The following is a 23,630-nucleotide window of genomic DNA, read 5'->3' as shown; positions in this document are numbered from 1 at the left end:
ACTTAAAGAGGGTGTTGTCATGAAAGTCGTTATTTTGGCAGGAGGATTTGGAACGAGAATCAGCGAGGAATCGCAATCCAAGCCGAAGCCAATGATTGAAATCGGGGGCAAGCCGATTTTGTGGCATATTATGCGAATTTATTCGCATTACGGCTTTAACGAGTTTATTATTTGCCTCGGTTACAAAAGCCACGTCATTATGGATTATTTCGCCAACTATGATCGTAATCATTCGACCGTGACTTATCATTTAGCAGGCGGAGATACATTCGTCCACGACCGGACGACTGAACCGTGGAAAGTTACGCTGGTCGATACCGGGCTGGATACGATGACCGGCGGCCGCATTAAGCGGATTGCCCCGTACGTCGGGAACGAGCCGTTTATGCTGACATACGGCGACGGCCTCGCTTCCATCGACATTAACGAGCTGCTCGACTTTCATAAAAAACAAGGAAAACTGGCTACTGTAACGGCCGTACAGCCTGACGGGCGGTTCGGAGCACTTCAAATCAGCGAGGATCATCTGGTGCAGCGTTTCTTCGAAAAACCAAAAGGTGACGACAACTGGGTAAACGGCGGATTTTTTGTTCTGCAGCCCGAAGTATTCTCCTATCTGGAAGGAGACGACACCGTATTCGAAAAGGACCCGCTCGAAAAGCTGGCAAAAGACGGCCAGCTGGCAGCATACCGGTTCGACGGTTTCTGGCAGCCTATGGATACGCTCCGCGACAAAAATATGCTGGAGCAAATTTGGAACAAAGGAAGTGCGCCATGGAAGAAGTAACGTCGGACCCTTTCTGGCTCGGAAAAAAAGTGTTTCTAACCGGCCACACCGGCTTCAAGGGCGCCTGGCTGTCGCTTTGGCTGACTAAACTGGGCGCCAGCGTCACCGGCTATTCGGCAGGCGTGCCAACAAAACCCAGCTTGTTCGAGCTGGCTGGCATCAGCCGACTCGTGAACAGCGTTGATGGCGATGTCCGGGACCGGAGCAAGCTTACAGCCGCTTTGGCTGCTGCCGACCCCGATATCGTCATTCATATGGCGGCGCAGCCGCTTGTACGGGAATCGTACCGGCGGCCGGTGGATACGTACGAGACGAACGTGTTAGGAACGTTATATTTGCTCGAAGCGGCCAGAACGTGGAATGAATCGGGCGGCCGCATTAAATCAATCGTTAATGTAACAACCGATAAATGTTACGACAATAAGGAATGGGTATGGGGCTATCGTGAATATGAGCCGCTTGGCGGGCATGACCCTTACTCCAACAGCAAAGCTTGCTCGGAGCTTGTCACGCACGCCTACCGCAGCTCCTTTTTCCCCATCGGAGCTTATGAGCGGCATGGCGTTGGCGTGGCAACAGCCAGAGCCGGCAATGTCATTGGAGGCGGGGACTGGGCGGAGGACCGGCTGCTGCCGGACTGCTTCCGCGCCTTGCTGAACGGCGAAGCGATCCCGATTCGCCATCCGCATTCCATTCGGCCTTGGCAGCATGTACTGGAGCCGCTTAGCGGTTATTTGCTGCTCGCCAAGAAGCTGTATCTGGAAGGGGCGGATTTTGCCCAAAGCTGGAATTTTGGACCTAACGATACCGATGCACGCCCCGTCGAGTGGATCGTCCAGCATATTTGCAATATATGGGGAGAAGGCGCAAGCTACCATGTGCACAAAACGGACAATTTGCATGAAGCGGCCTATTTAAAGCTGGACTGCTCCAAAGCCAAAAGCGCTCTCGGCTGGCAGCCGCGCTGGAGTTTGGAGACGGCGCTGTCGCATATTACCGAATGGATGCTTGCTTACCGCAGCGGCGAAAATATGCGCCAATTTTCATTAAAGCAAATCGAAGTGTACGAGGCCGCAGCACAAGGAGGATCATCGCTTTGAGAATCGTTCATGTTGCTCCCTGTCACGAAACCGTCCCCCCGTCCAAGGACGGCGGGACGGAACGGATCGTTCATGAGCTGACGGAAGGGCTGGTTCAAGCCGGCCATGAAGTTATTTTATACGCTCCGCCCGGCAGCAGCAGCAGCGGCACTCTAATAACCTATCCGAGCCGGGATATGCCGGAGGACCAGATCGCCCGCTTCGTACGAAGCACGATGCCGAAAGGAACCGCTCTTGTTCATGACCATACGTTCAGTTCGGCTGTCGGGAGAATGAAGCCTTTTCCGGTTCCCGTCATCTGCACCTTGCACCTGCCGACGAACAATCAGGTAGAGCATCCTGTATATGTCAGCAGCCGCGCCCTTCAGCTGTTCGGCGGCAGCAAGGGCAGCTTTGTATATAACGGGATCCGATTGGAGCAATATCAATTCAGCGAGCAAAAGGAATCGTATTTGTTGTTTATCGGCCGGATCATTCGGGAAAAAGGCATTCAGCATGCGCTTGACATCGCCGACCAAACAGGCGAAAAGCTCATTATTGCAGGGCCTATTCATGACCCCGGGTTGTTCGATCAGCTCATTAAACCCCGTATTCAGCGCAACCGTAACATCAGCTATGTCGGCCCGGTGGGCGGCCAGCACAAGCAGGATTTGCTGAAGCATGCCAAATGCGTCTTATTCCCTTCCATTTGGGAAGAGCCGTTTGGCCTTGTTATGGTGGAAGCGATGGCCTGCGGCACTCCTGTGCTGGCATTAAATAACGGCGCAACCAGCGAAGTACTCGCCGGTTTTCCGGAGTATCTATGCCAGACGCCAGAGGAAATGATACAAAAGCTTCCTCGTATTTCGAGCATAGCAACCCCTGCCATGCTCCGCCAATATGTAGCGGACCGTTTTACAACCTTACAGATGACCTATCGGTATCTCCATCTCTACGAACAAGTGGCGGCCCGCCATAATGCCGAATCGAAGAAGGCTTCATCCGCCAGGGCCGGCTTTAGCAGCAAATCCGGCAAACCCAATCAGCTGCGCAATAAAACAAAAAAAATGGCGCGCAAGCGCAACAAAACATTGAAACGATAACGTAACGGGCACTTAACCGCCCTGCCGGAACAGAACGCATGATGAAACCGCCGCACGCCCATTCCGGATGGAAGCATAACAAAAGGAACTCTCCAGCTTCGCTGCTTGCCGGCAAGCGCTGCTGAAGAGTTCCTTTTTCAGTTATACTTGCCGGTAAACCGGCATTATATAACCCCGTATTGCCTGCGGCTAAGCCGCTTGGCCATACGGGGCTGCATGGCGTTATGCCCGGTTTTTAAAAAATTCGTTGCTGAGTTGGAACGGATTTCCGATATTGGCGATGGCGTCCGGGTTTTGTTTGAATCTATCTTTGATTTCCTGCTTGATCGTTTCGCCGCTGTAATACCGGTCGTAGCTCCAAGGAATGGAGGACACTGCGTCTTTGCCCATTTCATCCAGCTCGGCAAAATACGAGTCCAGCATGCCGTACAATAGATTATTGCCATCCGGATAAACCCGCTTCATATTGTTTTGCAGATTGCCCCAATGCAAGCCGGAATAGTGGAAAACAACAAGCGGTTTGTCGTAAATATAATAATAGCCGTTATCCGAATGCGTGATGTCCCTTCCGGTTTCACCTACGTTCCAGGCCGCCATATTGTAGCCGGGATGCCGCAATATTTGCGCGTCGAAGTAAAGCGGGGCAAAGTCCAGCCATCCTTGGTCCGCAAACAGCTTGTCGTCAAAATAACACGCTTCGTAAAGCTTGCGGTCCCACCATTCCAGAAACTCGTAGGTCTGCTCCGATCTGGTCAGCCCCAGTATGCCGGAGTTAAAGATGCCGTGGTGCAAATACGAATCCAAATGCCGGGACTGGTTCAAAATATGCGGCGTCAGCCAAATCGGCTGCTGCTTCATTAATTCTTTTAGTTCGGTGAACGGATAATAGACCCGCATATCCGTATCCAAATACAGGAACAAGCTGTGCTGCGGGTACAAATTCATGGCGTATTTTACCGTTGCGGCTTTCATCGAGGTTGTGCCTTCGTTGATATTATATTTGAACATGTTGCGATGGAAGTTTGGTATATTCAAATCCTTTGCCAGAGTCCAATGATCGACATAAGGGGTGTACGTTTGCGGATGCATGGATTCTTCAACGAGACAGATTACGATTTTGGCGTTTGGCTCAAACCTTTTAACCGAACGTGCCATAACTTTGGCCCGGTGTAAATTGCTGGCCGATGTGACGGAGCATACAACTAGCTCATCGGAGGTAGCCGCAATGTTGAACGTCCGGCGGACGGATGGCAAGTGAGGCACTCTTCTGGCGGACAGCCGGCGGAGGCGCCGCTTTTTTATACTTTTTTTTCTTCTTAAAGCTGCAGTAGGCTTCAGCTTTAACTTCCGCTTCAAGACGCGGCGGCTTGTTTGCCTCGACCGGCGGCCGGTTAATCTTTTTTTCTTTTTCCGGCTTCGGATGTGATCTCTGCTTTTACGGGCGCTGCTGAGAGACCTGCTTTTTTTCCCGCGAACCCGCTTTCTCCTGCTGGAGATAACCACCATAGTCTCGCTCGCTCCTTTATACCGAATTAATGTGCTTCTATAAAATATGCATCTATCATACAAGGCTCATAGATTAACACCTATTCCGCCCCAAATTGGTTAATGGTCCAGCAAAACCGGGGTTATTGCCCGTCCCGTTCCAGCAGGCTCATCAATAACCCGCGAATTTCCGTCTCCAGCGTCATCTTCTCGTCGGGCGCGTAACCCGGGAAGGACGCCAGCTTTTCGAGCGATACGCTAAAAACATTAGACGCCTGCGGCTCTGCATTCGTCTTGCAGACAACCGCCTCTATTCCGGTCAGCTCCTTGTAGATATGGCTGGTCATCAGCGCCACTTCCTCAATGGAAACCGTACGGCCGGATGCCGCATGAACAACCGTATACGTATCTGGAAAATGAACCGCCACCGCTTCCGCCGCCCGCGAAACATTTTCCAGGCTGACAAAGTTGCGGGTTTGCTTCCCGGAAGAACGAATCGTAATCGTCTGCTGCTCTACCGCCTCGAGGCAAAAGCAGGCCGGCACCATCGTCCAGCGGTTTACCGTTTCTGCGCTGAACTTGCCGAATACATTGGCCGGCCGGATGACGGCGCCGCGGAGAAGCCCTTTGCGGGTGTACATCTCGACATAATGCTCGGCGAACAAATGATTTAGCGCATAATCGTTGACCGGAGCAACCGGCCCCGACTCGATCAGGCGCCCCACCGGCTCCGTTCCGTATACTTGCAAAGTAGAAAAGAATAGAAAATGCGGTATGCCGTTATGAACCGCCATATCGAGCATGTTTTTGGTGCCGAGCACCGATACAGCCAGACCTGCCTGCACATTGCGCGACACCACCTCGTTTGCAGAAGCGAGATGGATGATCAGATCAGCTTTCGCGTTCAGCTGCGGCGTCTGTTCGCTTGTTACATCCGCCTCCAGCCACTCTTCCGGCTGCAGTGCATTAAGAAACGATTGCGGCAGCTTGCGGCCCAGCGGCACCACGTTATGGCCTTTGCTTTTCAGATAGAAGCATAAATAGCTTCCGATAAAACCGGCAGCGCCGGTTACGATACATTTCATCGGCTGCCCTCCCTTGCAGGTGTCCCTCCACACCATATGCCGGTCCGCGCTTGTTCGCTTGTACGATTGCATCAGCAACACCGCCCGGAATAGAGGAGACATGCAGGATGGCATCGCCGCAGCGCAACCTTTGCCGTCATACAGCCCGCCACCCGTTCATATATTGGTATGAACCTTAAAATGCATGTACGGGGGAATAGCGGATGAGGCAGGATGAAATCCGCGATCTGGAACGGTCAATCGATGAAATTACCGAGATCGCGCAAGGGTTTGGACTCGACTTTTATACAATGCGCTATGAGATTTGTCCGGCGGATATCATTTATACATTTGGGGCGTACGGCATGCCGACCCGCTTCAGCCACTGGAGCTTTGGCAAAACGTTCAACAAAATGAAAATGCAATACGATTTTGGCTTAAGCAAAATTTACGAGCTGGTCATTAACTCTAACCCGTGTTACGCATTCCTGCTCGACGGCAACTCGCTGATCCAGAACAAGCTGATCGTCGCCCACGTCCTGGCGCATTGCGATTTTTTCAAAAACAACGCCCGCTTCAGCCGTTCGAACCGCAACATGGTGGAAAGCATGTCCGCCACCGCCGACCGGATCCATCAGTATGAAATGGATCACGGCACGGAAGCGGTCGAACGATTTATTGATGCGATACTTGCCATTCAAGAGCATGTCGATCCGACCATTATTAAGCCGTACCAATTGGACAAAACCCGCTATATCGAGCTGCTGCAAAAGGAAAAAGGCCGCTCTGCGCAGACCGTGCTGGAAAGCGATTACGATGACTTGTGGTCGCTTGACCCGGATATGAAAAAACACGCGCCCCCATCCGGCACGCAAAAAAGGTTTCCGCCGGAGCCGGAAAAGGACCTCGTCTGGTTTATCGAGGAATATTCCACCGTGCTGGAAGATTGGCAGCGGGACATTATGTCGATGCTGCGCGACGAAATGCTTTATTTCTGGCCGCAGATTGAAACCAAAATTATGAACGAAGGCTGGGCTTCGTATCGCCAAGGTGCTTAAATTTTGGAGTAGAAAAAACCGACTCCTCTCGGAATCGGTTCAAGATCAATATTTAAGATTGCGCCTCATTGCACCGTGCTTGAATGAGGTGATCACATAGCGTTCTCCGTTATCCAACACTTTATAAGAGATGACATACCGGTCCACGATACAATAATAAGTGTTGCGAAATTCTCTTGACGGCATGGTCACCCCCATAGTGACAACCTTCGCTTCGGTACGACGAATGAGATTGACCTTATAGTCGATTGTTTCCTGATCTGTGAAGTGATCGCTCTTGATCTGTCGAAGCCGGTTTATTGCCGTCTCGGTCCATTGAACAATCAATTAGAGCTCACCACGCTTCGCCATTTCAATCAGTTCATCCGTTGAATAGAACTTGCCTTGCTTTATGTCCTTCTCGGATGCTTCAATCATCTGGCGAATTTCCGGATCGGAATCCAGCTCATCTACCGGGTTATAGATTTCATATTCCAAGCCGGCAATACGAATAAATTCCTTATGGTTTTTCTCGTACGATTCAATGACGGTGCCATCAGGAGCTTTTAGACTAAAATTCATCCTTCCAACCTCCTTTGATGAAATCGATAAGTCTGCTGATCATCAACTCATAGCTGAATTATAGCATAGATTAACCCTGCAGCTCATTAGTGAATACCTGTCGATTGAAGCGCCAATTATATTTGCGGCTCTGGGTTTACTACTTCTGCCCTTTCACGTTTTGTATCGAGATGTTTCAACCATAGCTCGACCAATTGCCTGCCATTAATCAAGTCAATGTTCAATCCCTGCGCATAGGCACGAGCGTTAGAAGTAAAGTCACTTGTCGTGATGACATAACCGCCTACTGCGCCTTGCTTAACCATTTGGGAGTGGATAATCGCGATCGGGTCGTAAGCAATAGGCTCTTTATAACATTTCACTTGTCCTAGATACAGCCCATTATCCGTTCGTTCTTCTATATCGATGCCGAAATCTCCGGAACTCTTAGTAATGTTTGTGCTGCCACCTCGGACGGATGTCATTATAGCAGCAACGAAATGCTCAAAGAGCAGTGGATCTTCATCTTTGTCCTGCTCCAAGTCGCGCTTGAATCGGTTATATAGACCAATACGAAGGGTTTCTTTCATATCTTCATGCGATGAGAACGTTTTTGGTTGTAATACTGATACAGCAAGTAACAAATTGCAACTATCGATAAACTAAAAAGCACATCCATTTGACATCTCTCCTTTAGATCAATCCTTACCAATTTCAAGGCGTTTCAATCAATCCGATTTGGTGCATTAAGCTATAAACCACTATCAGAAATGGAGGAATTCATTATGCCAACCACTGACATGAAAGCTTTGGAATATGCCATAGCTGAAATTACGGAAATCGCAACGGGGCTTGGACTTGATTTCTACCCCATGCGTTACGAAATCTGTCCCTCTGATATCATCTACACCTTTGGAGCGTATGGTATGCCCACCCGCTTCAGCCACTGGAGCTTCGGCAAGACATTTAACAAGATGAAGATGCAGTATGATTTCGGTCTAAGCAAAATTTATGAGCTTGTCATTAACTCTAACCCCTGCTACGCCTTCTTACTCGATAGCAACTCCCTTGTTCAGAACAAACTCATCGTTGCTCACGTTCTCGCCCACTGCGATTTCTTCAAGAACAATGCCCGCTTCTCAAAGACAAACCGGAATATGGTCGAGAGCATGAGCGCAACGGCAGAACGAATCCGTGAATATGAAATGACTCATGGAGCACTAGCCGTTGAACAATTCATTGATGCGGTCCTTGCGATCCAGGAGCATGTTGATCCTTCTATCGTAAAGCCTTATCGGATGTCTAAAGACGCTTATATCTCGTCTATGCAAAAACGTTCACCGCAAGCAAAATCCACTCCCCCCTCATCTCCTTATGATGATTTATGGTCGCTGGAAAAAGAGGATTCGCAGCAGGAACAAGAGCCGTCTGCATCCTTCCCTCCTCAGCCAGAGAAGGATATCCTGTGGTTCATTGAGGAGTATTCAGCCGTATTGGAGCCTTGGCAGCGAGATATCCTAACCATGCTTCGCGATGAAATGCTGTATTTCTGGGCTCAAATTGAGACCAAAATTATGAATGAAGGCTGGGCAAGTTTCTTCCACCAAAGGATCATGCGTGAATTGGATTTAACCTCAGACGAGACAATCGAATATGCTGCCCTTAATTCCTCAGTTGTGCAGCCTTCCCGACATTCTTTAAACCCTTATTATCTTGGGCTTAAAATATTTGAGGACATCGAGAAGCGCTGGGATAACCCTACGTCAGAAGAAAGAGAGCGATTCGGACGAATACCAGGTCGCGGCAGGGAAAAGATGTTTGAGGTCCGTGAGAATGATGCAGACATCTCGTTTATCCGCAATTACTTGACCAAAGATCTGGTTAAGGATCTGGACTTATATGTCTTCGAGAAGAAAGGTCCCGAGTGGAAAATAACCGATAAATCGTGGGAGAACATCCGCGACCAACTTGCTTACGCTCGTGTAAATGGCGGGTTCCCATACCTCGTTGTGAAGAATGGCGATTATTTAAACAACGGAGAACTATACTTGCAACATCAGTTCGAAGGTGTGGAACTGGATCTGAAATATGTGGAGCGGACGCTGCCATATGTATATCAGCTATGGGGAAAAACCGTTTATTTGGAGACAGTTGTGGAGGATAAAGTGTTGTTATTTATGTATGATGGGAAGAAGGTTAGTCGGAAGTTTTTATAAATATAGAAAATACAACCAAGGTTGCTAAGCAGCCTTGGTTGTTTTACATATACTAGACAATTGGTTTTGAATCATTCACATCATTAGTTCCCAGCTTCCCACTAAATGCGGACATAAGTATTGATTGTTCCAGTTTATTGAGATAATCATATTTTTCAAACCTATTTATCAATTTCTGTTCCATATGCCAAAATGAATCTAATACTTGGACTATCTCAATCTGCTCTTCAAATGAAGGTAGAATAAAAGGCATTTTCTTTATAGTCTCTGCATTAATATTAGGTTGTGTAATTGCAGTAGTACCTAAGCCCATCATTTTTTGTCCTTTTGGTGACATCAAGTAATAGAACATATATCTTGTATTCACTTGTTCTATAAAACGAAACCTTATCAAGTAGGCACTAGGCACAGCTAAATATTCTTCATTAAATACCGCCATAGTCCCAATACTTCCAGTTCGAGTGATTAGAAGATCTCCTTTTTTCAGACGGAACTTTTCAATATTCTTCTCTTCGATAATCACCTTTGGTGGATCTTTAAGTATGATTTCACCGTTTTTTGTCATGTCAGTTGTTCTAATAGTCGGTATTCCTTCAGTTGAATACTCGTTCTTACCGAATCGAGGACCGTAGAATGATTCAGAGCATACAGCCCCTATAGTAGTAATCTCCCAGTTTTGTTCAGCCGACCCAAAGCTCTCTTCCCGCCACTTCTTCGTCAGCTCCCCACGAAAAGCCTTGTCCAAAATTGCCGCTCGACGAAATTCAAAAGTTGCTTTGGCTTCTTCAATTAATTGTTTGGCTTGATTGATTTTGTCCAAGAGTCTGTCGACTTTGTCGGCAATTCGTTTTTGTTCGTTTAGTGGCGGAAAAGGAATGGGTTGCAGTTTCAGTTTACTTGCTTTAATTCCTTGAACTGTTGTTCCAGTTGATTGACTTAGTATCTCACTCTGAATCTGAGGACTCATTAGAAGATATTTTAAAAATGTATTATTCCCCACGAGAGATTGAATGGTAATGATACGTTGTGCAAGAGCGACTTTTCCTTTGTTTGTTAACTGGGTTACATTACCTAATGGGGCTTCAGTTGTAAACAGTACATCACCAGGATTAGGTATACCACGTGTCATCCAGCTATCATAATCATTGGCTGAAATATACTCGCGCGGCTCATCATTTAGCTTATTCATTCTCACATTCTTTGCTGTAATAAGTGGGATACCTGAATCGGTTTTATTTGGAGTTTTCCCTCTATAATCGATAAAGTTTGTTACTCCACCTAGCCTTACCCAAACCCAATTCCCCGGCACCTCATAAGGCTGCTCCTCTACTGGCACCAAAGCCTTTTTCAACAGCTCTTCCTGCGACATTTCAACCCTCTTACTCATTGCCGTACACCCCGGATGCTTCAGCGACCTTAGCCAAAGCTGGTTTGTTTTCCTCATAGCTAACGGGCTTCGTCTCAATTGCTTTCAATTCAGCTACAACTTCGCCAAGCAGTGCGAGTGCTTCTTCCAGTTTCGACATCGCTTCCTCAGCCGAGTCAATTGGATCAGGCAAGTTATCATAAGCAGACAAAGATTCGTCAGCGATCAAGCCGATGTCGAGGCTGTCATCCTTCATACGAATGTCATCACGTGTGAACACATTCCAGCGCTCATCTTCGATCTTCGTGCGATCCTCAGCCGTGTAAGCTGCTATAAACGCGTCAAAATGAGCCACAGTCAACGGATTCCGTTTACCGAAACTTGGCATATTCGTACGCAGATCGTATACCCATACGTCCTTTGTGCTGTCCTTATCCGTCTTTTCACGCGTGAAAAATAAGACGTTCGTCTTAACGCCTTGAGCGTAAAATATACCAGTAGGCAGACGCAAAATCGTATGCAGATTGCATTTATCCATCAAGTCAGCACGAATTTTAGTGCCTACGCCACTCTCGAACAGCACGTTGTCCGGCAGGACAACTGCTGCGCGGGCTTTGCCGTTAGCTTTCAAGGCACGATAAATATGCTGAAGGAAGTTCAGCTGTTTGTTCGTTGTTGCGAACGTCAGGTCGTCACGAGTCGGTCGCTCACCGCCCTGCTTCGTACCAAACGGCGGATTCGTCAGGATAACGTCGAAGTTTTTCAGATTTGTGCCATCATCAGACAATGTATCGCCAAGTATAATATCGCTATGAATATCGTGAAGCATGGCGTTCATCATCGCCAGGCGATGCGTATCTTTAACCAGTTCAACGCCGGTGAATGCTTGGTGCTTCTGAAACTCCGCTTCCTTCTCCCCGAGGTCGAAATAATCGTCCGTATTGCTGCGGACATGTCGATCCGCCGCGATCATAAATCCGAACGTACCTGCAGCTGGGTCGTTGCAGCGCTCGCCCGGCTGTGGATCCACCAACTTGGTGATTACATCAATAAGCGGACGCGGCGTAAAATATTGCCCCGCTCCCGACTTCGTCTCGCTGGCGTTCTTCTCCAGCAATCCCTCGTACAGATCGCCAAGACCTTCTTCTTTTGCGCTATACCAGTCGAGCTGATCGATGGAGGTAATGATTTTCTCCAAGTTTTTCGGTTCGTTAATGTTGGAGGTTGCATTCATGTAGATCTGCTTGATTGTTTCATTTCCTTGGTTGCCAAGGTCTAGCAGCAACTGGCGGTAATGCTGTTGAAGCGCCATGCCATGACGCTCCGTCAGTGAATCCCAGCGGTAATGCTCCGGCAGAATGCCTTCGTTGTCGGTTTCCTTCATCATTTTGAGGAACAGCACATACGTCAGTTCCGTTACATATTGATGATATGTAATGCCGTCATCCCGCAGTACGTTACATAAGTTCCATAGCTTCTGTACAATATCCTGATTGCCCATTTACGCGTAATCCCTCTTTCGTGGTGTATACAATGCTGTATTTATTGTTGTTACAATGGTGTCCATCTCGCCATCAAAAATCTTGTTCAGCTGCTTGTAGCCGCCCTTGCTCTTGAATGGTTCTACCTCAAAAGCTTTCTCCGGATTCGGGTCTAATACCGATTCCTGCAGCAGCTGCTTCTCAATCCGCTTCAGCCAGTCCTTCTGAACCTTTGACCAGACTTTCATATCATATATTTTTTTCATGGCGCCTTCAATCCGCTCTTCATGACTAATTAATGGGTCACCAAGCGCTTGCTGACGGATGAAGCTAATAATATCCGCTGCAATATCCTCGTTCTTCGCATCACGCCATGCCGCCTGCAGCATTTTCTCCGAATAACCCTTCTGGTCAAGCTCCACCCGAAGCTTGCGCAGTTCATCTCGTGTCAGGTCATTCGGACGAGTGCAAATAATCGTAAGAGCCGGAATGAGGTTCAAGTTCTCTGTGATAAAAGCATGGAACCCTTCCAGGTAATCCTCCGGCTTATCTGCATCTCCATAACCTCGCGAGGTGGAGATCAGCTTATCTTCATGCTCCGATATATAGATTCGGTGTCCTCTGCCGCGATTCTCATCTATAAAAGCAACCAGCGGCTTCTTCGTCTGCAGATCAGAGCTCGCTTGCAATACACTCATGCTCTTCAAATCATCGATAAACTTCTCAATACTCATCCCGCCGGACAATGCCTTAAAGTCGTCATGATCCTTCTGCGTCCAAGTGCGCTTCTTACGCTGCATCTTCGCAATGATCTGGTCCTTATGCGGCTTGCCCTTCTCTTCATCTTCCAGCTGTGCAAGCTCGCTCGTCAGCACATCAAGGGATACCGTTGGCTTCGTCACCACCGGCTTCATGTCTGTATAAGGCTTTAACGTCTCATAGATTCCAACGGCATCATAAATCATAAAATGATCTTTGCCGATCTCATCGCAACGTCTCGTCGCTCTGCCAAGCATTTGCTCATATAGGATCCGAGAACGCACGCGGCGCAGGAAGACGAGATTCGTAATACTTGGAATATCTATTCCCGTTGTCAGCAAATCGACTGTTACTACGATGCTTGGCAATCGTTCATTTTTGAACAGCTTGATGGCATGCAGCGGATCTTTGATGGAACCAGTGATCTTGAGTACAGCATTGTCATCGACTGCCCCATATGCCTTCTCCAGTTCTTCCTTGAAGATCCGAACGACCATATCCGCATGATCGTCGGTTGCGGCGAATATAAGGGTCTTCCCTTCTGACTCGGGGTCGATATATTTCGTCAACTCTTCTAGGATGACGCGGTTAAAGTTCTCCGTAATAACCGTCTTGTTGAATTGGGTCACTTCCAGATTGATCTCATCCTGGAGCAGTTCCTTCTCCACATTACCAGAGGAGATATCGTATACTTCTACCTCTTCACCAACCTGCCATTTGATCCCGTTCTTCTTGAGCTGAGTTTCGAACTGCATGGGCGGTTCATGGTCAATGAGATACCCGTCGATTACCGCTTCACGATACGAGTAGTTGAATACCGGTCTTCCAAAAATCTCAACCGTATGCAACGCCGGCGTAGCCGTCAGTCCAATTCGGAACGCATCGAAATAGTCCAACACCTTGCGGTATTTGCTGACATAATCTTCGTGGTCACGGAACTCCAGCTCTACCTCAGACATTTCCTTATCCAGCGTATAGCCGCGATGGGCTTCATCGACGATCACGCAGTCGTATTGGTCAACAGACGGAATCTCCGCTTCGTCGGATTCATTATAGAAAATGCGCTTAACCATCCCTTGTACGGTAGCGATCTGCACCTTGGTCTCCGGATTCGGCTTCTTATCATCCAACGTCTGAAGCTCAAAAATTTCTGTAAACGAATGATAGCTCTCCAGCTTGGAATCTTTAAAAGCTGCCTCTGCTTGACGTCCAAGAGCTGAGCGGTCCACGAGAAACAGAATACGCTTGAAGCGGTTATGTTTGATTAGACGATAAATAAGCCCGATTGCCATACGGGTTTTGCCTGTGCCTGTCGCCATCGCCAGCAGGATACTGCGCTGACCTTCGTCAATTGCACCTTCTACCGAAAGAATAGCTTCCTCCTGATACGGACGCAGCTTCAAGTAATCTAGCGTCTCATCTTGCAGATCCTTAGCAGCTTGCTCGGTGTCCTGCTTCAGCAAATCTTTCAGCCCTTGCGGCGAATACCACGCCTGCAGAGGACGCGGATGATTCGTTGGCTTGCGAGCATCGAGGAACCAGATACCGGACATATTCTTCAATTGCTCCAAGTATGGGCGACCATTCGTCGAGAACAGGAATGGCACTTGATAATTCCCCCATGGTCCATGAATGATTTCATCTCCATGGCGTATAACCTGCATGGCGTACTTTTTCGCTTGGGCAATGTCCGCCTCGATGTTCCTGCTGATCCGCTTCGCTTCAACGATGCCGACCAGCTCTAGTCCACAAAACAGCGCATAATCTGCAAAACCTGTCTTGAGTGCCCACTCTGCGATTGCAAGGTTGCGCCCTTTCTCAGGACGCGTGCCAAGTCCATAACGAAGAGTCTGGGAATCAACTTCCCAGCCCGCTTGCCGTAGCTTCTCGTCAATGATGAGGCGTGTCTCTGCTTCCGTAAGCGTAAAAGCACTACCTGCTTGTTTCGACTTCGAATGGCGTTTCTTCTTGTCTTCATGCGTAACATTCGTTTGCTGCTGTCGAAGTGCTGCCAGTTCCTGTTGGAGCTTTGCCATCTTTTCTTCATAGGCTCTTGCCAATTGATCCAGCTGCTTTTCGTTGCCAGCGGTATCCTGTTGTTCCACTGGCTCTATATAATCTGGCGCTTGGAAGTTCCAATCACCGTACACTTGCATGAACCAGACACTTAGCCGGAATGCCAGCAGCGTCGAAGCCTGAGCTTCGCGTGTTGAACCGTACCCCGACTCGTGAACAGCTTTGTTTCCGATTTTACGGAGGGTGTGTAGATAATCTACGATATCGTCAGAAATCAAATCATCCCTCTTCAACTGTGACAAACGATCGACTTGCGTAAGCTCCTTCGTCTCGTCCATCTCTTCCATCGCACATATGTATTTGGTCAATGTCTCTCCGAACATACGAAGCTTAATTAGGGATGTATTCGGATCAATGAACAAATTGCGCTCTGCCATCTCGCCAAGATCCGATAAGATCTCCCAGCGGTCATGTAAGAATTCAAAGTTGCCAGCCATTAGAAACACCTCGATACGTGGTTGTTATCATTCATATTAATATGTTCTTCCGACAGTACCCTGTCATGGAACGTACGTTTGATCGACTAGTTCTGTAGTAACAGATAAATATTCGCTATATTGCAAGGAAAAACCTTTATTACCGAACAATTTTAGACCTAAAAAACAAAAGAATACCAGGAAGCAATAAGTTCCTGGTACCAATCTAAATCTAATCTCTATTCGATTCGACAACACTAAATTTCTGCTGTTGAGTTTGCTTATAGGTCTTTCCACTATTATCAATCCATTCAATAGGTCCTGCAGCTGATCTCCCTAAAACGACTGCCGCAGCTGCGCTAATACTTGAGAAGATCGCATTTTCTTGAAACATAAGGAAATCCCCTTGCTCCACGAGTACGTTTGTTTCGACAAGTTTTTCTCGGAGTTTCTTATATCCTTCCGGGAACGAATTCTGAACTTGCTTAATGCACTGCGAATTTGTCAGAACAACAAAGCCTTCCTCTGTCTCCAGTAATCTTGCCTCTGCTAACTTGCTTTTTAAATAAAAGACTTTCTCATTCTCTTCATGTCCTCGTGGTTGGCTGTTTTCGTTGACTTGTTTATATACAGATGGGACTAAGAACATGAAGTTAACAACGGGCAAAATCAACTTGATTTGTTCAAGATAATACTCCATATCTGATCGATCTGCTTCATGCAAGGTACTCAATTCGGGTGTTTTATCATTGTCAATTTCAGCTGATTTCGCTTCTCTTGCCAATCTAATAATTTTGGACTCCAGATATTTAATATGTGCTTTAGTTAACATCTCATCCTTGCTAACAAAAGCGGCTAATTCAACAAAATCTTTTTCAGAATTAGCTAAATGCTGTTTTAGTCTGTTCTTGAGATTTTCCGCTTCCCCAATATAAATTCGTTCATTGAAATTATCGCTATTGGGAGTAGATTTGAGAATGTAAACACCAGGTCGATCAAATTCTTCTCGATCTAATATTTTTGATAATGATGCACGCTGCGAATAGACAGCCTTTCCCGACCAATTTCCTATTTCTATTGTTCTTGGACCGGTAGCCAATCCATCAATTAGATATATCGTTAATTTCTTCCCCATAAAGGACTCCCTATATCGTTTTAATTTAAAATTATATCTAGGATTTCAATTCCCACTATTTTGGTTACATTCGCTCCAATGTTTAATGAATCAGAATCCACTACTGAGTATATCAAATCCTTCAGTTACAGCTATAGCTTAGCCACATTTTTTTCAATGACCTGCATATATTTGTTGAAGAAAGCAAATCCGAAATGAATTCAGTTAACTCGGTAAACCCGGTTAACCTCAAGTATATCAAGGAGTTTAAAGTAAACCATTTTAAAGGGGATCAGTAAAATGGCAGATCCAGGATTTGCAGTAAAGGTTACTCCCGAATTAAAGGAAAAGATCAATCAGTTTATGAAGGATGCAGATTTCGATACGAATAAAGAATGGTTTGAACATGTTATCTCTCTTTATGAAACACATTTATTAAAACAATCGGATGGAACAAAGCATTACACCGATGATCTCGACTCCATCTCACATCATCTAACTCGTGTTCAAGAAACGATTGTGCACATCATCAAAAAATCTTCTGATTCGCTAATCGACCAAGAAACGACTTGGAAGAACAGATATGAGGCGTTGGAACAGCAACTTCAAGCCAGCGAGGATGCACGTACTGCATTGAGCAACCAATTAACCGAAACTGTTGCCCAAGCTCAACAAGACAAGAAAGAATTAGAGCAACTTCGAAAGCAGTCACACTTACACGAAACACTAATCTCCACCCTTTCCAACTCACTAAAAGATAAAGATTCAGAAATCGGGAATCTTCGAAATGAACGCAACCAATGGAATGCCATCAATTATCCGTCTGAAATTCATCGTCTGAAAGAGGAAAGCCTGAACCTGCAACAACAATTACAAAAACAGCAACACGAAATGACACTCATGCGGATGGAATATGAACATAAGCTTGAAATCGAACGCCTAAAAGCTAGCGCAGCACCCTCTCACCATACTACGACTAGAATAAATCCTCAGGAAAATCATTATGACACATTAGATGTAACAGACGCAGATACTCAAGCTCCAAAGAAACGAGGTCGACCTAGAAAAGACACTTCCCTGCTAACAGTAAGTGGATTACAGCAGCCTTCAACTGAGTTTATTGTTCAGCTCGAAAGCAATGAAGTTGCCGCGCCGGAGGACGAATTAGCTGAAGAACTGTTCGACGATCAAGATCCCTATATCCCTGAAACTGATGAATACTTACAAGACCTTCAACAGGAAGAACAGACCGATAATGATCAACAACTCGAAAATCAGTCGGAAGATGAACCAGAGCAAGCCGACAAGATATAAATGCACATCCCCTGTCTAATAAGGCAGGGGATGTTTCAATGCAGATATTCCTTTTTCTCCGGCAAGTAAGGCGGATGTTCCGACCGAGATTCCGCTAACTGCGCCCCTTCCATCGCATCATTGTCCATCGGTTACACCGGCTGCAGTCGAATTTCAATGTCTTCCTCGCCGTGCACAACGACATATTGGACGAGAGTTTGAATAATTCCTTTGGCTTGCTCGACAGGCAGTAAATCCATCGCTGATATGATGTTGTTAACTTTTGAATTCAGCTCTAACTGAAGCTGTTCCATGTTTACAGGCTCGATTTCTTCTCCCGACATTTTATCCAGTTCTTGCACGAACTGATCAAGCCGAGCCTTCTCCTCGTTCAAATCTTCTAGTTCGATCAGCCCCGAGGTGTAAGCCTCAACTTTTCTTTTATAACGTGCTCTAGCCGTACTGACCTTCTGTTCGAGTTGTTCACGCTCTGACCTTACCATGGCTTCCTTCGCCATAATGGTTAATGCGCCGGTCTTATTCTCGACCAGCTGTTGCAGTCCTTCCTTAAACCAAGCTTCCACTTCATCCGCACGGTATTGCTTACTCGTACACGTTCCTTTGTTCTTATTGGCGGAGCAACGATAAACGCGGTATCGCTTGTTAAGTGACCCTGAAAAGCCGATACTCATGCCAGAACCACATTTTCCGCATCTTAGCATTCCGCCTAGCAAATGCGGACTTGTCTTCGCTCTAGGAGCAATGTTACTCGGCTGATTAATCCGCAGTTGAACTTTGTCCCATATCGGCTGTTCGATAATAACGGGAAGACATTCTTCCACACTTACCCACTCCGCTTCATCCTTGTCTTTGCGCTGCGTTTTGCTGGAATCTTTGCGATTCCATACCAATGTGCCTTTATAAGCAGGGTTCGTAAGCATCAGCTTAATCGCCCGAATAGACCATTCTTTGCGATGTCTGGAAGGAACTCCTTCCTCATTCAAACGTTTCGCAATGCTGTAAAAGCCAAGACCCTCATTCAAATACAAATCGTACACTCTCTTTACGATTTGAGATTCAACAACATTAACAACCAATGACTTGTCTACCAAGTCATATCCATATGGGCTTTGGGTCAACCATTTGCCAGTTGTAGCAGCATGCAGCATATTTTCAAATACACGTTCTCGAATCCGTTCTCGCTCGAATTCAGCCACAGCGCCAAGAACCTGTAATGTCAATCTTCCTGAAGGAGTGTTTGTATCAAACGACTCACTAATAGAAACGAATGAAACCTCATGATCCTGAAACAAATCGATGATATTAAGCAGATCGAGCAGCCGTCTGCTCATTCGGTCGAGCTTCGTAACCATAATGCGCGAGACTGCTCCACTCTTGACCGCATGAAGCAACCGCTTCAACTCAGGACGGTCTAAGTTTTTGGCAGAGTATCCGTCATCAATGAAGATCTGGACCTGGTCACTCCACCCCATAGCTCTGCAATAGGCTTTCAGCCGCTCTACCTGCTCATCCAACGAGACACCTTCACGTGCTTGTTCATCGGTTGATACCCGGCAGTATAAAGCCACAAAACGAAGCCCCATTGGTTGAACCTTATGCCGTTGTCCGCTCATGACCTCACCTCTTGTCCATTCCTATGCTTGTCCTATCGAAAATATGTGTCATATTCAGGGATTGTCCACTTGATCAAGCTGCATAGACTAGATCGAGGTGATGCATATGGGACAATTAAAGGTCCGCTTTACGGTTGAACATCACAACGAACAAAACAGCTTCACATGCCTCGATGAACTTCGGCAATATTCCTATTCCAATTCCCTCCTTTCTCGGGTAACTGACTTTGAAGTGCGAATCAAACGAGCTGCTGCCGATGAGTGGCTACGAAAGAAGCTTGTTGCTCTCACCCATCCGTTTGAAATATCCCTGATTCATAAAAAGGCTGATTCAACACCAAGCGATCTCACACAAAGAGCCTAACTCCATGACAGGGGTTAGGCTCTCCGTTTATTTAATGAAATATTCACTAGGCTAAACATCTATTTATTTTGATGAATAGTTCTCCAACAAGTGGGGCATCTTGTTATATGCCGGACCCTTTAGCAGGATTTATCAAATCGATACCCTGTTCCGCCATGGCAACCAAATATTCTGCAACTCGTGGGTTAGAACAATGAAGCTCTGCCAACAGCCTTTTCAGGCGATCTAGTCGAAAGATGAATTGGTCGTCTACTGGTACATTTTCATTGACTGACAAATGAAGCTGTTCTTGTAACTTGCTCAATATATCCAGCTGAATGGTCTGGGTCTTGCCTGTTTCAAGATTGCTCAGGTACGCCGGCGACACTCCGAGCTCCTTCGCAAACTCGTTCAGCCCATATCCTTGCTGCTGCCGGATCTGTCGCAATTGCTGACCGAAATTACTCATTACACTAACCACCTTAGGAGGAATACACAACTTTGACACGCAAAAAAATACGAAGCTCTGAAATTCAAATCTCATCCATTAATCAAATTCATGATCCCCTTGCTGCTCGCAAATGGATGGAACTATATGTTGATTTATTGAAGAAACAGCTAATAACACAAAACTTAGACGATATGTCTGGAGAGGAGATCTAGTGATGAGGACCGTATTGTATGCTCGCAGTTCGATCAGTACGCAAGAACACTCCATTGATATGCAGAAAGCATTAGCACTGGAAAAAATCACGCAAAAGGGTGAACTATTCGATGATATGTACTTGGATGAAGCCGTGTCAGCAAGAAAAACCGAAATGAAAGAACGTCTGGAGTTGAACCGGCTTATGTACGATATTAAGAGAGGTTTGATCTCTACCGTTTATGTGTATAAACGTGACCGCCTTGCCAGAAATGTCATCCAAGCCATGGAGCTGTTCGAGCTATTTCAAAGTCATCAGATTAACGTTGTTTTTACAGCTGACAACGAAATCCCGGTACAATATTCGCCAGCTGGTGAATTCTTCGAACTAATTATTGCCGGGTTCAACCAGCGCGAAGCCAATCAAATCGTTCAGCGGATAAAGGAAACGAAGTATACGATGACCAAAGAAGGTAAGCATTCTTCTGGTCCGATTCCTTATGGCTATAAGGTTGGTAAAGATAAGAAATTCCAGGTCGATCCAGAACAAGCGGAAATTATTAGAAAAATATTTGACATGATGATTGACACAACATGCATCACATTGCCAGATGCAATTAGAGAAATGGAGAGGCAACCCTGGTTTCCTTCAGAGTTGAATCAAAATCGTGTTCGTTCAATGATCGGTAATAAGATGTACAAAGGTATTCGAAAGATCGAGGAATTTGGCAATTTCGTTGAGATTGCAAACAAAAATCTCGTCATCGTCGATGAACGGACTTGGGACAAAGCACAAGCACGTTTAAGCAGCTTAAAGCAAACTCGTTCACGTCAAAGTAACCGGGTTCCAATGATGCTCGACGGGCTTCTGTTTTGCGGTAAATGTAATGGAGCGATGTTCGGCAAAGAAATAAACGATGTCAAAGCCAATAGCTACTACACTTGTAAGAATCATAATTACCTCCGTCAAAGACCTGATCTCCTGGAAGAAACTATTTTGATGGAGTGTGCCAAGTTCATCTCACAGCAGTTCAAGACTCATTTCTTAGAGGTATATAATCTGGTTCACGGAGATCTCATCAAGTTTTATGAAAAATCTTTCCGAGAAAGTATCTCAGCAATGGCAGATTTCAAGCTAACACTCCACAACTACACCTTATCATGGCTGCAGCATTCCAACGAAGAGCTTGAACAGGATTTGCTTTACCTATACAACCAGATTGAACGTGAGGAATTACTACAACAACATTACCCGAAGAAGTTAGCCGGGCTAGAAAGGCAATACCAGCTCATGCAGACACTTCATGACTCCGTAGATTTGGCAACGGAGGTTCTTCAGTATGACGCAGAAAAGCGGAAATCGTTTATCCAGGATGTCATCTCTCGCATTGTCTTGAATTCTCCTACCTTGAGAATCCAATTCAGAGAACCATTTAATGGGGGGCTTGGTCATGTCAATGTTAAATAAAATCATTCAGCCAGGTATGAAAGGTGCATTCTATGGTCGTCATTCAACAGATAAACAGACCATGAGCGCTCAGCGATCAATGGCTTATGAGTTTGCCAAAAAATACGATTGCACAATTGTATGTGAGTATGAAGATGCAGGGGTCTCAGCAAGAAAAACAGAACTTAACGATCGTGAAGGCATAAATGCTTTATTAAAAGACGCCATCGATCGGAGATTTGACTTTGTAGTTGTTAATCATCATGATCGAATTGCCCGTAATCCAGCAGAACATCAAAGAGTTCGAATGATATTAGCGAGTTGCGCTATACCAGTTGTCATAAGCAACACCGATAGCTTATATGACTCAGGCGATTTTATTGTTGATTTAATAAAAGACGGTACTTCTAAATTCGAAGTTGATAATACCAGAATGCGTACGCGAGATGTTGCACGCACCATTTTGAAGGAAGGGAAATGGACAGGTGGTAAAGCACCATTCGGTTATCGTTATGACAAAACAGCTAAGACTTTCTCACAATGTACGGACGAGGTAGCCATTGTACTTCGAGTCTACGAATTGTACCGTAAACAAGAAGGCTTCCAGTCTATTGCCACCAGAGTTAGTCATGAGACGGGAAAACGGTTAAACAAGTCTCTTGTTCGGGAGATTATTACAAACCCATTCTACGCAGGTTATCTGACCCATCATCGCAAACAGCAGAATTCCCGTAATTCCTTAAACAATATAGAGAACTGGGAGATGGTCAAGAGCCATCTCATACACCCCATCATGACCCTTGAAGAATGGCAAGAAACCTGGACGATCTATGAGCACCGGAAATCCGGAGACCTCAGTCCCAAAATGTACAAAACCAGTTTTTTTCTTAGTAATCTGATATCCTGCACTGTTTGTGAAAAAGAGATGTGTTGCAAGGATCAAATCACATTCGATAGTAAACGAAAGAAGCATTATGGTGCCAAATGGTATTGCTGTACGTCCTGCAACTACAAAATAGAGGCTCAACGTATTCATGCAGTCTTTGATGCTATTGTTAATGATTTAAAGACACAGAATCTGGTGACCATTAGTTCACTGATCTATGATGAAGTATTAAAGGATCGAGAAAAAATTGCTGAGCAGTTGCTTAAAAAGAACTCGGAGGTCGAGCGAATAAATCAGTTGCTAATTATTGCTCAAGATCGCGCCAAGAAACGTGCGGCATTAGTGCCCGACCTTGAAACCAACGATGGCAATACTAAAATGGTTCGTATCCTAACGATCCAGCAGCACCAAATGCACAAGCAAATTAGCGAGTTAAATATCGAAATTGATGGGCTGAGGAAGATCGATAAATACTTTGCTTTAGTTGAAGGCAATCCTCAAACCATTACTTCTAACATTCAATCCATGAGTCTGCTTAGCAGCAATGACCATGATCATGACATCCGAAAGATGATAACCTATCTAGTGAAGCAAGCCGTTTTCACGCCAATTAAAGTTGACAGCAAAAATGTAATTATTAAAGGAGATATTGCAATTCAAACAAGAAGCAGCCTTATTCGAGCCCCACTTGGTTAACCGATCGCCCTAGCTAGGACGGTCGGTTTTTTTGTTGTCTGTAGTTAACCTATTAAATAAGGGACAAGTTCTCGGTGGTTAGGTAGGCTTGTCTCAAAATCTCGGTGAGAGGGTGGTCTCCCGATCGGGAGACCACCCTCTCAC

The 23,630-nt window shown here is 46.0% G+C and carries 18 protein-coding genes and 1 pseudogene; 9 read left to right on the top strand and 10 right to left on the bottom strand.

The genetic code is table 11. The annotated features are described in order from the left end of the window. Positions 1 to 19 precede the first annotated feature (19 nt). From rfbF to ET464_RS00220, 3 genes are read left to right on the top strand one after another with little or no spacing between them, the layout of a single operon-like run. Positions 20 to 787, top strand: coding sequence for a glucose-1-phosphate cytidylyltransferase (gene rfbF, locus ET464_RS00230; protein WP_129437199.1), 768 nt, complete (start codon positions 20 to 22; stop codon positions 785 to 787). Further along, a complete protein-coding gene (gene rfbG / locus ET464_RS00225) occupies positions 775 to 1,887 on the top strand; it encodes a CDP-glucose 4,6-dehydratase (protein ID WP_129437197.1) in 1,113 nt (370 codons plus the stop codon). The genes rfbF and rfbG overlap by 13 nt, the downstream gene beginning before the upstream one ends. Further along, the gene (locus ET464_RS00220) at positions 1,884 to 2,969 is read left to right on the top strand and encodes a glycosyltransferase family 4 protein (RefSeq protein ID WP_244226600.1); all 1,086 of its coding nucleotides are present in this window, start codon (positions 1,884 to 1,886) and stop codon (positions 2,967 to 2,969) included. Before rfbG ends, ET464_RS00220 begins: the two co-directional genes overlap by 4 nt. Before the next feature lie 222 nt (positions 2,970 to 3,191). Here the strand turns inward: ET464_RS00220 and ET464_RS00215 are convergent, their stop codons facing one another. Further along, on the bottom strand, positions 3,192 to 4,223 hold the full coding sequence (locus ET464_RS00215) for a hypothetical protein (RefSeq protein WP_165279855.1): 1,032 nt from the start codon (positions 4,221 to 4,223) through the stop codon (positions 3,192 to 3,194). 374 nt (positions 4,224 to 4,597) lie between these two features. Continuing rightward, positions 4,598 to 5,539: an NAD-dependent epimerase/dehydratase family protein gene (locus ET464_RS00210; protein ID WP_165279854.1), complete on the bottom strand. Its 942-nt coding sequence runs from the start codon at positions 5,537 to 5,539 to the stop codon at positions 4,598 to 4,600. A gap of 203 nt (positions 5,540 to 5,742) precedes the next feature. Between ET464_RS00210 and ET464_RS00205 the strand changes: the two are divergent. Beyond that, a pseudogene (locus ET464_RS00205) lies at positions 5,743 to 6,561 on the top strand (SpoVR family protein); the annotation flags it as partial. Positions 6,562 to 6,903: 342 nt separating this feature from the next. Here the strand turns inward: ET464_RS00205 and ET464_RS00200 are convergent. Further along, positions 6,904 to 7,137 carry a hypothetical protein gene (locus ET464_RS00200; protein WP_129437189.1) on the bottom strand — a complete coding sequence of 78 codons (234 nt, stop codon included), beginning with the start codon at positions 7,135 to 7,137 and terminating at the stop codon, positions 6,904 to 6,906. Positions 7,138 to 7,253: 116 nt separating this feature from the next. Then, positions 7,254 to 7,760, bottom strand: a complete 507-nt coding sequence (locus tag ET464_RS00195; RefSeq protein WP_244226599.1) for a restriction endonuclease — start codon at positions 7,758 to 7,760, stop codon at positions 7,254 to 7,256. A 141-nt stretch (positions 7,761 to 7,901) separates the two neighbouring features. On the opposite strand from ET464_RS00195, the gene ET464_RS00190 reads away from it, so the two are divergent. Next, a complete protein-coding gene (locus ET464_RS00190; protein WP_129437187.1) occupies positions 7,902 to 9,332 on the top strand; it encodes a SpoVR family protein in 1,431 nt (476 codons plus the stop codon). Between the two features lie 52 nt (positions 9,333 to 9,384). Here the strand turns inward: ET464_RS00190 and ET464_RS00185 are convergent, their stop codons facing one another. The 4 genes from ET464_RS00185 to ET464_RS00170 all read right to left on the bottom strand — a co-directional run bounded on the left by ET464_RS00185 (position 9,385) and on the right by ET464_RS00170 (position 16,565). Beyond that, positions 9,385 to 10,701 carry a restriction endonuclease subunit S gene (locus ET464_RS00185; RefSeq protein ID WP_165279853.1) on the bottom strand — a complete coding sequence of 439 codons (1,317 nt, stop codon included), beginning with the start codon at positions 10,699 to 10,701 and terminating at the stop codon, positions 9,385 to 9,387. 10 nt (positions 10,702 to 10,711) lie between these two features. Then, positions 10,712 to 12,199 carry a class I SAM-dependent DNA methyltransferase gene (locus tag ET464_RS00180; protein ID WP_129437183.1) on the bottom strand — a complete coding sequence of 496 codons (1,488 nt, stop codon included), beginning with the start codon at positions 12,197 to 12,199 and terminating at the stop codon, positions 10,712 to 10,714. After that, the gene (hsdR, locus tag ET464_RS00175; RefSeq protein ID WP_129437181.1) at positions 12,200 to 15,451 is read right to left on the bottom strand and encodes a type I restriction-modification system endonuclease; all 3,252 of its coding nucleotides are present in this window, start codon (positions 15,449 to 15,451) and stop codon (positions 12,200 to 12,202) included. 211 nt (positions 15,452 to 15,662) lie between these two features. After that, positions 15,663 to 16,565 carry a GIY-YIG nuclease family protein gene (locus ET464_RS00170; RefSeq protein ID WP_129437179.1) on the bottom strand — a complete coding sequence of 301 codons (903 nt, stop codon included), beginning with the start codon at positions 16,563 to 16,565 and terminating at the stop codon, positions 15,663 to 15,665. A gap of 279 nt (positions 16,566 to 16,844) precedes the next feature. Between ET464_RS00170 and ET464_RS00165 the strand changes: the two genes are divergently transcribed. Then, positions 16,845 to 17,858: a DUF2461 domain-containing protein gene (locus tag ET464_RS00165; RefSeq protein ID WP_129437177.1), complete on the top strand. Its 1,014-nt coding sequence runs from the start codon at positions 16,845 to 16,847 to the stop codon at positions 17,856 to 17,858. Between the two features lie 131 nt (positions 17,859 to 17,989). On the opposite strand, the gene ET464_RS00160 is transcribed toward ET464_RS00165, so the two are convergent. Then, the gene (locus ET464_RS00160; protein WP_129437175.1) at positions 17,990 to 19,471 is read right to left on the bottom strand and encodes a recombinase family protein; all 1,482 of its coding nucleotides are present in this window, start codon (positions 19,469 to 19,471) and stop codon (positions 17,990 to 17,992) included. A 106-nt stretch (positions 19,472 to 19,577) separates the two neighbouring features. On the opposite strand from ET464_RS00160, the gene ET464_RS00155 reads away from it, so the two are divergent. After that, the gene (locus ET464_RS00155) at positions 19,578 to 19,835 is read left to right on the top strand and encodes a hypothetical protein (RefSeq protein WP_129437173.1); all 258 of its coding nucleotides are present in this window, start codon (positions 19,578 to 19,580) and stop codon (positions 19,833 to 19,835) included. 103 nt (positions 19,836 to 19,938) lie between these two features. On the opposite strand, the gene ET464_RS00150 is transcribed toward ET464_RS00155, so the two are convergent. After that, positions 19,939 to 20,283 (bottom strand): helix-turn-helix domain-containing protein, encoded by a 345-nt coding sequence (locus ET464_RS00150; RefSeq protein WP_129437171.1) that lies wholly within the window; start codon positions 20,281 to 20,283, stop codon positions 19,939 to 19,941. Positions 20,284 to 20,479: 196 nt separating this feature from the next. Here ET464_RS00150 and ET464_RS00145 point away from each other — a divergent pair, with 196 nt between their 5' ends. After that, positions 20,480 to 21,925 (top strand): recombinase family protein, encoded by a 1,446-nt coding sequence (locus ET464_RS00145; RefSeq protein WP_129437169.1) that lies wholly within the window; start codon positions 20,480 to 20,482, stop codon positions 21,923 to 21,925. Beyond that, positions 21,909 to 23,486 carry a recombinase family protein gene (locus tag ET464_RS00140; RefSeq protein ID WP_165279852.1) on the top strand — a complete coding sequence of 526 codons (1,578 nt, stop codon included), beginning with the start codon at positions 21,909 to 21,911 and terminating at the stop codon, positions 23,484 to 23,486. Before ET464_RS00145 ends, ET464_RS00140 begins: the two co-directional genes overlap by 17 nt. Positions 23,487 to 23,630 lie beyond the last annotated feature (144 nt).

It is taken from the genome of Paenibacillus protaetiae (assembly GCF_004135365.1).
GTDB classification, from domain to species: domain Bacteria; phylum Bacillota; class Bacilli; order Paenibacillales; family Paenibacillaceae; genus Paenibacillus_AP; species Paenibacillus_AP protaetiae.
The sequence above is the reverse complement of the archived record's forward strand: the minus strand, read 5'-3'. Positions and strand labels throughout refer to the sequence as shown.